We start from the raw sequence: 10,897 nt of genomic DNA, 5'->3' as shown, positions 1-10,897 counted from the left end.
CTGCTGACTGTACGGGGAAAATGCCTGTTCGTTCTCAATAATCGTGTCGGATCGAGTTGTTGTGGAGAATAATGCGCTGAGTGATCTCCTCCCTGAAAACAGTGCCAGTCTAAACTGAATCGCCACGGGTTTAACAGACACCTCAGAGTCATTTAAGATGGCTTAAAGAGAGGTGCCCATGAGCGGTAAGCGTTATCCCGAAGAGTTTAAAATTGAAGCAGTCAAACAGGTTGTTGATCGCGGTTATTCTGTTGCCAGCGTTGCAACACGTCTCGATATCACCACCCACAGCCTTTACGCCTGGATAAAGAAGTACGGTCCAGATTCTTCCACTAATAAAGAAGAGTCAGATGCTCAGGCCGAGATCCGCCGTCTCCAGAAAGAGCTGAAGCGGGTTACCGACGAACGGGACATATTAAAAAAAGCCGCGGCGTACTTCGCAAAGCTGTCCGACTGAGGTACGCCTTTATCCGTGACAACACCTGTTGCTGGCCTGTTCGCCTGCTCTGTCGGGTGCTGGATGTTCATCCCAGTGGTTTTTACGCCTGGCTTCAGCAGCCGCATTCACAACGCCATCAGGCAGACCTGAGGCTGACAGGGCAGATTAAACAGTTCTGGCTGGAATCGGGATGCGTCTATGGTTATCGCAAAATCCATTTGGATCTGCGGGACAGCGGGCAACAGTGCGGAGTGAACAGAGTCTGGCGACTGATGAAACGTGTCGGGATAAAGGCTCAGGTCGGATACCGGAGCCCGCGGGCACGTAAAGGCGAGGCCAGTATCGTGTCGCCCAACAGGCTCCAGCGACAGTTCAATCCGGATGCTCCGGATGAGAGTTGGGTAACGGACATAACCTACATCAGGACCCACGAAGGCTGGCTGTATCTTGCCGTGGTTGTTGATCTGTTCTCACGCAAAATTATCGGCTGGTCCATACAATCCCGGATGACAAAGGACATTGTCCTGAACGCACTGCTGATGGCTGTATGGCGGCGTAATCCCCAAAAACAGGTGCTGGTTCATTCGGATCAGGGCAGTCAGTACACAAGCCATGAGTGGCAGTCGTTCCTGAAATCACACGGCCTGGAGGGCAGCATGAGCCGTCGCGGTAACTGCCATGATAATGCGGTTGCAGAAAGCTTTTTCCAGTTGTTGAAACGTGAACGGATAAAGAAAAAAATCTACGGAACGCGGGAAGAAGCCCGCAGCGATATTTTTGATTACATCGAAATGTTTTATAACAGTAAGCGTCGGCATGGTTCTAGCGAACAGATGTCACCGACAGAATATGAAAACCAGTATTATCAACGGCTCGGAAGTGTCTAGATTATCCGTGGCGATTCAGGCAGGGATAACATTAATATTACAAAAAGGGTGTTTTTGATTTTCATATAATAATTCCTTTCAGACAGGTACCGGTTAAGTGTAGCTGAGTCAGACAAAAAAGCCCCCTGACGGGGGGCAAAAATGTAGCAACGTTGTTTCAGGAAAATCTATCAGGGAAAAGGTAACAGCACGGATACTACCGTCGCATTCAGCCTGCATTGATCATGCGGCGGTGCGCTTCGGCCATGGCCTGATGTGGGCCGGATTGCCCGTTATTCATGAATTCATGGGCAACCGCTGCTCTTTCATGCTCATTCATCGCCGCGTAAGACGTTGACGGGACGGTCGTGGATACCGTGTTATTTCCCATCATCTTCTGATGACTTTCCACCATTTTCTGGTGCGCATCCGCCGAGCCGTTCGTCATGGTTTCATGAGCAATAATGGCCTGTTCATGCTGGTCCATACCGGTCATACGAGGAGCAGTCCCCTGGATCCCGACAGGAGCCGCAGCAGACTGCATCTGGTGAGCAGGAGCCTGTGCATTGTTGACGCGATCATGGATATTCACGGTTTCGGTGGCCCAGACCGATGAAATTAAACCAAAGCCCAGCAAAGATGCTAATACGATATTTTTCATGATAACTCTCCATTTCTGAATTAGTGATGTCCGGGGAAGTACAACCGGTGTTTTCAGTTCCATAACTGAAACAAGTTCGGCAGCGTTTATTTCTCCGGAAGAGGGCTGGATATTCATTTCCTGGCGTACTCTGACGCCGGGTATTGATGAAGCAATCCAGCCTTCCTGATAAGTTGCACTAATTATATCGAATGGCTTCTGTTTGCTGCATGACAGGCTAATGACATCTTTGTCATTTACATCTTTATTTTCAGCATTGGGTTTCCGGGATCATTTTCTCCAGTCTGGGCACGGATAAGATAAAACGCGTGGAGCGTACGTCTGATTCCACCTGCACTCTTCCGTGATGTGCTTCCACGATTGACTTCACAATCGCAAGGCCGATGCCGCTGCCTTCTCCTTTTCGTTGTCTGGATGGATCCACCCGATAAAAACGGTCAAACAGCCTTGATAAATGTTCTTCAGGGATCGGTTTCCCTGGATTTTCAATCACAAGGTCAAAAAAGCTCTCCTGCTTTCTTATTGAGACGGTGATGGCCTGTCCCTCCGGGGTATAACGCAGGGCATTGGATAACAGATTATTGATCGCTCTTCTGAACATTTGTGGATCTCCCTCAACCAGGCAGGGCATCCCGTTAAATTTGAGCGTGATATTGCGTTCTTCGGCCCAGGCTTCGAAAAACTCGAAGACTTTCATGACTTCTGCTCTGAGGTCAAAACGGACCCTGTCAGGTATAAGCTGGTTATTGTCCGCCTGTGCCAGAAACAGCATGTCGCTGACCATTTTGGTCATCCGGTTATACTCTTCAAGACTGGAGTAGAGGACATCCTCAAGTTCCTTCTGGGTTCGATCCTGACTCAGTGCGATTTCAGTCTGCGTCACCAGATTGGTGATGGGCGTTCTGATCTCATGCGCGATATCGGCAGAGAAATTGGCCTGGCGGGTAAAGACGTCCTCAATCTTTCCAATCATATGATTGAACGAGATAACCAGTTGCTCCAGCTCAATGGGAACGCGTGTCGGTTCCAGCCGCGCATCAAGATTCTCGGAGGTGATGTTTTTAATGGCATTGCTGACATTACGAAGGGGCAGGTGCCCCTGACGGACAGCGATGCGAATGATCAGAACAATCAGCAGGCTTATCACGACGGCGATCGCAATCAGATTTTTTTTCAGCGCATCGAGGTAATGGAGATGGAAATTAATGGAGAGGCCAGTCAGCATGACATAATTCTGCTGTTTGCCCTGAAATATCGCCTGGCCAGAGGAGGCGATAATCCGGTATGTTTCCATCTTCATTTCAGACCCGGTATCCATCGGTCTCGCAGGATCCTCCACCGTCCAGAGAAAGACATCACGTGCACGGCTATGCTCGCTAAAATCGGCTGAACTCACAGCAGAGCGTAAAGCAGCCCCCTGCACAGAGCTGTACAGCACCTCTCCCCGGGGATTAAGTAGCAAAAGAGCAACGTTACGGTAGCTGGCGATCGATTCCTTTATTTTGCTTATTTTCTTTTCATCCGGATCAACCGGAGACTGCAGGATACGGTTTAGTGTGGTGCTGATTTGTTGCAGATCGCTGACATCCTGCTCGGCAAAATGCTTATCAACAGAATGCAGCATAAACCAGGTGAAGGCGATAAACGCCAGTATTGTGGACAGGCTGATAAAAAAGGTCAGCCGCAGAGCGAGTGAGAAAGGTCGTCTGGACGGTTTGCTATGCATCCGGGATCTCCAGCATGTAGCCCACGCCCCGCACTGTCTGGATCAGTTTTGTCTCGTAATCGTTGTCTATTTTAGCGCGGAGTCGCTTTACTGCGACATCAATCGCGTTAGTGTCGCTGTCAAAATTCATGTCCCAGACCTGAGAGGCAATCAGGGAGCGGGGAAGAACTTCTCCCTGATGGCGAATGAAGAATTCCAGCAGGCTGAACTCTTTACTGGTGAGCACAATGCGGTTCCCGGCGCGGCTGACTTTTCTGGATACGAGATCAATAGAGAGGTCAGCCACCTTAAACTGGCTTTCCGTGATCATCGTGTTTCCCCGCCTCAGAAGAGTTCTCACCCGGGCGAGCAGTTCGGCAAACGCAAAGGGTTTAACCAGATAATCGTCCGCACCCAGCTCCAGTCCTTTGACCCTGTGTTCGATCGTGCCCAGGGCCGTCAGCAGTAAGACCGGCGTACCCTTTCCGGCAGTGCGCAGCATACGGATGATATCCCAGCCGTTCACATCAGGTAGCATGATATCCAGAATGACTAAATCATACTCGGCGGTCATGGCGAGATGATATCCGGTAAGACCATTATCAGCGTGATCCACTACGAACCCTGCTTCTGTAAGCCCTTTGCTGAGATATTCACCTGTTTTAATTTCGTCTTCGACGATCAATATTTTCATCTTGCTCCCCGGCTGGCTGCTAATGTCATTCTATTGCGCCCACGATCGTTATCAACGGATTACAGCAAAAATGACAACATTGTCATTATCCTGTCACCCGGCAAACAGAGAGCGTTCGGTAAAGTAACCCTGGTAATACTCTGAACTTCATTTGAACCATTTACCAGGTCTGCCTGTACGAGAAGCGTTATGTTCAAATTAAAATTACTTAGCATCAGTACCATATTCATCCTGGCAGGTTGTGTTTCTCTGGCACCTGAATATCAGCGTCCGCCAGCTCCGGTTCCCCAGCAGTTTTCATTGTCTAAAAACAGTCTGACGCCTGCGGTAAACAGCTATCAGGATACGGGCTGGCGAAACTTTTTTGTCGATCCCCAGGTCAGCAGGCTGATCGGTGAAGCCCTGAATAATAACCGTGATTTGAGAATGGCTGCCCTGAAGGTTGAAGAGGCCCGGGCCCAGTTCAACGTCACGGATGCAGATCGTTATCCCCAACTGAATGCCTCATCCGGGATTACATACAGCGGTGGTCTGAAAGGTGACAAGCCGACCACGCAGGAGTACGACGCGGGTCTGGAGCTCAGCTATGAGCTCGATTTTTTTGGCAAACTTAAGAACATGAGTGAGGCTGATCGCCAGAACTACTTTGCCAGCGAAGAAGCCCGTCGTGCCGTACACATCCTGCTGGTCTCCAACGTTTCACAGAGCTATTTCAGCCAGCAACTGGCGTACGAACAACTCCGTATTGCGCGGGAAACGCTGAAAAATTATGAACAGTCTTATGCATTCGTTGAGCAACAACTGGTGACCGGGAGTACGAACGTTCTGGCGCTTGAACAAGCCAGGGGGCAAATCGAAAGTACCCGCGCCGAAATAGCCAAACGAGAAGGCGATCTGGCTCAGGCAAACAATGCCCTGCAACTGGTGCTTGGAACGTACCGCGCAGTTCCGTCAGAAAAAGGGATGAAAGGTGGGGAGATCGCACCAGTAAAATTGCCACCAAATCTGTCGTCACAAATATTGCTGCAGCGTCCGGATATTATGGAAGCGGAATACCAGTTGAAAGCGGCTGATGCCAATATTGGCGCAGCGCGAGCGGCTTTTTTCCCGTCCATTACCCTGACCAGTGGTCTCTCCTCAAGCAGTACGGAGCTGTCCAGCCTCTTTACGTCAGGAAGTGGAATGTGGAATTTTATTCCTAAAATTGAAATTCCTATATTTAATGCTGGCAGGAACAAAGCCAATCTGAAGCTGGCTGAAATTCGCCAGCAACAGTCGGTGGTTAATTACGAACAAAAAATTCAGTCAGCCTTTAAAAATGTTTCCGACACGCTTGCGCTGCGCGACAGCCTTAGCCAGCAACTTGAGTCACAGCAGCGTTATCTTGATTCACTACAGATAACTCTACAGCGTGCCAGAGGATTGTATGCAAGTGGTGCTGTCAGTTACATCGAAGTGCTGGATGCAGAACGTTCCCTCTTCGCTACCCAGCAAACCATTCTCGATCTTACCTATTCCCGGCAGGTTAACGAAATTAATCTGTTTACCGCGCTGGGTGGCGGTTGGGTAGAGTAAATTTATTTAATTAATCAGGAAATTAAAATGCGTAATTCACTTAAAGCCGTTTTATTTGGTGCCTTCTCTGTCATGTTTTCTGCCGGTCTTCATGCTGAAACACATCAGCATGGCGATATGAATACTGCCAGTGATGCTTCGGTACAGCAAGTTATCAAGGGCACCGGTGTCGTTAAAGACATTGATATGAATACTAAGAAAATCACCATTTCGCATGAAGCAATTCCAGCGGTGGGCTGGCCTGCAATGACCATGCGCTTTACTTTTGTTAATGCAGACGATGCTATTAATGCCCTGAAAACAGGCAACCATGTCGATTTCTCGTTTATTCAGCAGGGCAATATCTCCTTACTCAAAAGCATTAACGTGACGCAGTCCTGATTGGCTGTCCGGAGCGATTACATCCTGTGCGCCTGTACATTCACATAGGTATATGTGTGAGTTAACCGTCAGGCGCATATGCCAGGTGTTTTGATTTTTTAGCGGAAAATTGTATGGCTTCTTTAAAGATAAAATATGCTGCAATAATTATCAGCAGCCTCATAGCAGGGGGGCTGATATCGGTTACTGCCTGGCAGTATGTAAACTCAGCACAAAAGACAGAAAAAACAGAACAAAAGGCACCGGAACGAAAGGTGCTTTTCTGGTATGACCCAATGAAACCGGATACCAAATTTGATAAACCCGGAAAATCGCCCTTTATGGATATGGACCTGGTGCCAAAATATGCTGATGACAGTGGCGATAAAAGCAGTGGCGGGATCCGTATCGACCCAACCCAGGTTCAGAATCTGGGATTAAAAACGCAAAAAGTCACGCGAGGAATGCTGAATTATTCTCAGACAATCCCGGCTAATGTCAGCTATAACGAGTATCAGTTTGTTATTGTGCAGGCGCGTTCTGACGGGTTTGTCGAAAAAGTCTACCCCATGACGATTGGCGATCATGTGAAGAAGGGGACGCCACTTATCGATATTACCATTCCGGACTGGGTGGAAGCACAGAGTGAATTCCTTCTGTTATCCAGCACCGGTGGTACTTCCACGCAAATTAAAGGCGTTCTGGAACGGCTTCGCCTGGCAGGTATGCCGGAAGAGGATATTCAGAGACTGCGTTCTACCCGGAGCATTCAGACCCGTTTTACCATTAAAGCACCTATTGATGGTGTCATTACTGCATTTGACCTGCGCACCGGCATGAATATTTCGAAAGATAAGGTGGTGGCTCAGATTCAGGGAATGGACCCGGTCTGGATCAGCGCTGCAGTGCCAGAATCTATCGCCTATCTGCTGAAAGATACGTCGCAGTTTGAAATTTCGGTACCGGCTTATCCGGATAAAACATTCCATGTCGAAAAATGGAATATTCTTCCCAGCGTGGATCAGACAACCCGTACGCTTCAGGTCCGTCTCCAGGTTTCTAATAAGGATGAGTTTCTCAAGCCGGGCATGAATGCCTATCTGAAACTGAATACCAGAAGCCAGGAGATGCTGCTGATACCAAGCCAGGCCGTTATCGATACCGGCAAAGAACAGCGCGTGATTACTGTTGATGATGAAGGCAAGTTTGTGCCGAAACAGATCCACGTTCTGCATGAGTCACAGCAACAGTCCGGCATCGGCTCCGGCCTGAATGAAGGCGATACCGTGGTGGTCAGTGGCCTGTTCCTCATTGACTCTGAAGCCAATATTACGGGCGCACTGGAACGTATGCGCCACCCTGAAAAAACAGAAAGCAGTATGCCAGCAATGTCTGACCAGCCTGTAAATATGCATTCAGGGCACTGAGGAGACGACGATGATTGAATGGATTATCCGGCGCTCTGTCGCCAACCGTTTCCTGGTCATGATGGGGGCCCTGTTTCTCAGCATCTGGGGCACATGGACGATTATTAACACGCCTGTCGATGCCTTGCCTGACCTGTCAGATGTGCAGGTCATTATCAAAACCAGCTATCCCGGCCAGGCCCCGCAGATTGTAGAAAACCAGGTCACCTATCCACTTACCACCACCATGCTGTCCGTGCCTGGCGCAAAAACCGTGCGTGGTTTTTCACAGTTCGGTGATTCGTATGTGTATGTCATTTTTGAAGACGGCACCGATCTGTACTGGGCCCGTTCCCGCGTGCTGGAGTACCTGAACCAGGTACAGGGAAAACTGCCCGCCGGTGTGAGTTCTGAAATCGGTCCGGACGCCACGGGGGTGGGCTGGATATTTGAATATGCCCTTGTCGATCGCAGCGGAAAACACGACCTTTCAGAACTGCGTTCTCTGCAGGACTGGTTCCTGAAATTTGAGCTGAAAACCATCCCGAACGTGGCTGAGGTCGCTTCGGTTGGCGGCGTGGTGAAACAGTACCAGATTCAGGTCAATCCGGTAAAACTGTCTCAGTATGGTATCAGCCTGCCCGAAGTGAAACAGGCCCTTGAATCGTCTAACCAGGAGGCCGGTGGCTCATCCGTTGAAATGGCCGAAGCTGAGTATATGGTCCGTGCCAGCGGTTATCTTCAGAGCATTGATGATTTTAATAACATCGTCCTGAAAACAGGCGAGAACGGCGTGCCGGTTTATCTGCGGGATGTTGCCCGAGTGCAGACCGGGCCTGAAATGCGGCGTGGTATTGCCGAGCTGAACGGCCAGGGCGAAGTCGCTGGCGGCGTGGTGATCCTGCGGTCGGGTAAAAATGCACGCGACGTTATCACGGCAGTGAGGGATAAACTTGAGACGCTGAAGGCCAGCCTGCCGGAAGGCGTTGAAATCGTGACCACCTACGATCGCAGCCAGCTCATCGACCGGGCGATTGATAACCTCAGTTCCAAACTTCTGGAAGAGTTTATCGTGGTGGCCATCGTCTGTGCCCTGTTCCTGTGGCACGTACGTTCTGCCCTGGTGGCGATTATCTCTCTGCCGCTTGGTCTGTGTATCGCCTTTATCGTCATGCACTTCCAGGGACTGAACGCCAATATCATGTCGCTGGGAGGGATAGCGATTGCCGTCGGTGCGATGGTGGATGCCGCCATTGTGATGATTGAGAATGCGCATAAGCGGCTTGAGGAGTGGGATCATCAGCATCCTGGTGAGCAGATTGACAACGCCACCCGCTGGAAGGTGATTACCGATGCCTCCGTTGAAGTGGGACCCGCACTGTTTATCAGCCTGCTGATCATCACCCTGTCCTTTATTCCTATCTTTACCCTGGAAGGTCAGGAAGGACGTCTGTTTGGCCCGCTGGCATTCACGAAAACGTACTCCATGGCGGGCGCGGCCGCGCTGGCCATCATCGTCATTCCGATTCTGATGGGATTCTGGATCCGGGGGAAAATTCCTGCAGAGACCAGTAACCCCCTGAACCGGGTACTGATCAAAGCGTATCATCCATTGCTGTTGCGGGTTCTCCACTGGCCAAAAACAACCCTGCTGGTTGCGGCCTTGTCCATTTTCACCGTTATCTGGCCGCTGAGCCAGGTGGGCGGTGAGTTTCTGCCGAAGATTAACGAGGGCGACCTGTTGTATATGCCGTCGACCCTGCCGGGTGTCTCTCCGGCTGAAGCTGCAGCGCTCCTGCAGACGACGGACAAGTTAATCAAAAGCGTTCCTGAAGTGGCCTCTGTATTTGGCAAGACCGGTAAAGCAGAGACCGCCACGGATTCCGCACCGCTCGAAATGGTTGAAACCACGATCCAGCTCAAACCTGAGGATCAGTGGCGTCCAGGCATGACGATTGACAAGATTATTGAAGAACTCGACAGGACCGTCCGTTTACCGGGGCTGGCAAACCTCTGGGTGCCGCCAATCCGTAACCGTATTGATATGCTCTCAACCGGGATCAAAAGCCCGATAGGTATCAAGGTGTCCGGAACGGTTCTGTCCGATATCGATGCAACGGCGCAGAGTATCGAAGCGGTCGCCAAAACCGTACCCGGCGTAGTGTCTGCTCTCGCAGAGCGACTGGAAGGCGGGCGCTACATTGATGTGGATATCAACCGGGAAAAAGCCTCCCGCTACGGAATGACGGTGGGCGATGTGCAGCTGTTCATCTCATCAGCCATCGGTGGGGCTATGGTGGGTGAGACGGTTGAAGGCGTGGCCCGGTACCCGATTAATATCCGCTATCCGCAGGATTACCGGAACAGCCCGCAGGCCCTGAAACAGATGCCGATCCTGACCCCGATGAAGCAGCAGATCACGCTGGGCGATGTTGCGGATATTAAGGTCGTTTCCGGGCCGACTATGCTGAAAACGGAAAATGCCCGTCCAGCCAGCTGGATTTACATTGACGCGCGCGGCAGGGATATGGTGTCGGTGGTTAATGACATTAAAACGGCGATCAGTCAGAAAGTGAAACTGAGACCGGGTACCAGCGTGTCATTCTCCGGACAGTTTGAACTGCTTGAGCATGCCAACAAGAAACTGAAGCTGATGGTGCCGATGACGGTGATGATCATCTTCATCCTGTTGTATCTGGCATTCCGCCGGGTTGATGAAGCCCTGCTGATCCTGATGAGCCTGCCGTTCGCCCTGGTTGGCGGGATATGGTTCCTGTACTGGCAGGGCTTCCATATGTCTGTCGCAACCGGAACGGGGTTTATCGCTCTGGCCGGGGTGGCAGCAGAGTTTGGCGTGGTCATGCTGATGTATCTGCGTCATGCCATTGAAGCGCACCCGGAATTGTCCCGTAAAGAGACGTTCACACCGGAAGGCCTTGATGAAGCCCTCTATCATGGTGCCGTACTGCGTGTCCGGCCGAAAGCCATGACCGTGGCGGTGATCATTGCGGGTCTGCTGCCAATACTCTGGGGAACCGGTGCAGGTTCAGAAGTCATGAGCCGTATCGCGGCACCCATGATTGGTGGGATGATCACGGCTCCGCTGCTGTCCCTGTTCATTATTCCTGCCGCCTACAAATTAATCTGGCTGCGCAGACATAAAAAAAGCGTGTCCTGAACCTGAAAGGGCA

At 50.7% G+C, this 10,897-nt stretch carries 8 protein-coding genes; 5 read left to right on the top strand and 3 right to left on the bottom strand.

From position 1 onward, the window contains the following. Positions 1-178: 178 nt before the first annotated feature. Positions 179-1,326 (top strand): IS3 family transposase gene (locus ACLJXE_RS09505; RefSeq protein WP_096755719.1). Its coding sequence is split into 2 segments (ribosomal slippage): positions 179-416 and positions 416-1,326, totalling 1,149 coding nucleotides; the frame shifts between segments, so codons are not numbered across the junction. Positions 1,327-1,534: 208 nt separating this feature from the next. Here ACLJXE_RS09505 and silE read toward each other — a convergent pair. The 3 genes from silE to silR all read right to left on the bottom strand — a co-directional run bounded on the left by silE (position 1,535) and on the right by silR (position 4,365). Next, a complete protein-coding gene (gene silE, locus ACLJXE_RS09500; protein ID WP_038633721.1) occupies positions 1,535-1,966 on the bottom strand; it encodes a silver-binding protein SilE in 432 nt (143 codons plus the stop codon). A 250-nt stretch (positions 1,967-2,216) separates the two neighbouring features. Continuing rightward, positions 2,217-3,692, bottom strand: a complete 1,476-nt coding sequence (gene silS, locus ACLJXE_RS09495; RefSeq protein ID WP_001548141.1) for a copper/silver sensor histidine kinase SilS — start codon at positions 3,690-3,692, stop codon at positions 2,217-2,219. Then, positions 3,685-4,365: a copper/silver response regulator transcription factor SilR gene (silR, locus tag ACLJXE_RS09490; protein WP_000697970.1), complete on the bottom strand. Its 681-nt coding sequence runs from the start codon at positions 4,363-4,365 to the stop codon at positions 3,685-3,687. Before silR ends, silS begins: the two co-directional genes overlap by 8 nt. Positions 4,366-4,554: 189 nt before the next feature. On the opposite strand from silR, the gene silC reads away from it, so the two are divergent. The 4 genes from silC to silA all read left to right on the top strand — a co-directional run bounded on the left by silC (position 4,555) and on the right by silA (position 10,884). After that, on the top strand, positions 4,555-5,940 hold the full coding sequence (gene silC, locus ACLJXE_RS09485; protein WP_048242262.1) for a Cu(+)/Ag(+) efflux RND transporter outer membrane channel SilC: 1,386 nt from the start codon (positions 4,555-4,557) through the stop codon (positions 5,938-5,940). Positions 5,941-5,967: 27 nt separating this feature from the next. Then, positions 5,968-6,321: a cation efflux system protein CusF gene (cusF, locus tag ACLJXE_RS09480; protein WP_001246155.1), complete on the top strand. Its 354-nt coding sequence runs from the start codon at positions 5,968-5,970 to the stop codon at positions 6,319-6,321. Positions 6,322-6,434: 113 nt separating this feature from the next. Next, positions 6,435-7,727: a Cu(+)/Ag(+) efflux RND transporter periplasmic adaptor subunit SilB gene (gene silB / locus ACLJXE_RS09475; protein ID WP_000157620.1), complete on the top strand. Its 1,293-nt coding sequence runs from the start codon at positions 6,435-6,437 to the stop codon at positions 7,725-7,727. 10 nt (positions 7,728-7,737) lie between these two features. After that, entirely contained in the window at positions 7,738-10,884 is a 3,147-nt protein-coding gene (silA, locus tag ACLJXE_RS09470; RefSeq protein ID WP_032620969.1) for a Cu(+)/Ag(+) efflux RND transporter permease subunit SilA, read from the top strand. Positions 10,885-10,897: the final 13 nt, after the last annotated feature.

This window comes from Citrobacter sp. U14242 (assembly GCF_046555775.1).
Lineage (GTDB): Bacteria > Pseudomonadota > Gammaproteobacteria > Enterobacterales > Enterobacteriaceae > Citrobacter.
Note: the sequence above shows the minus strand (reverse complement) of the source record. Positions and strands in the feature narration are given on the sequence as shown.

What these genes read in the sequence shown, in the direction of transcription:
- silE (WP_038633721.1), bottom strand. Translation starts at nt 1,966, where the DNA reads ATGAAAAATATCGTATTAGCATCTTTGCTGGGCTTTGGTTTAATTTCA.
- silS (WP_001548141.1), bottom strand. Translation starts at nt 3,692, where the DNA reads ATGCATAGCAAACCGTCCAGACGACCTTTCTCACTCGCTCTGCGGCTG.
- silR (WP_000697970.1), bottom strand. Translation starts at nt 4,365, where the DNA reads ATGAAAATATTGATCGTCGAAGACGAAATTAAAACAGGTGAATATCTC.
- silC (WP_048242262.1), top strand. Translation starts at nt 4,555, where the DNA reads ATGTTCAAATTAAAATTACTTAGCATCAGTACCATATTCATCCTGGCA.
- cusF (WP_001246155.1), top strand. Translation starts at nt 5,968, where the DNA reads ATGCGTAATTCACTTAAAGCCGTTTTATTTGGTGCCTTCTCTGTCATG.
- silB (WP_000157620.1), top strand. Translation starts at nt 6,435, where the DNA reads ATGGCTTCTTTAAAGATAAAATATGCTGCAATAATTATCAGCAGCCTC.
- silA (WP_032620969.1), top strand. Translation starts at nt 7,738, where the DNA reads ATGATTGAATGGATTATCCGGCGCTCTGTCGCCAACCGTTTCCTGGTC.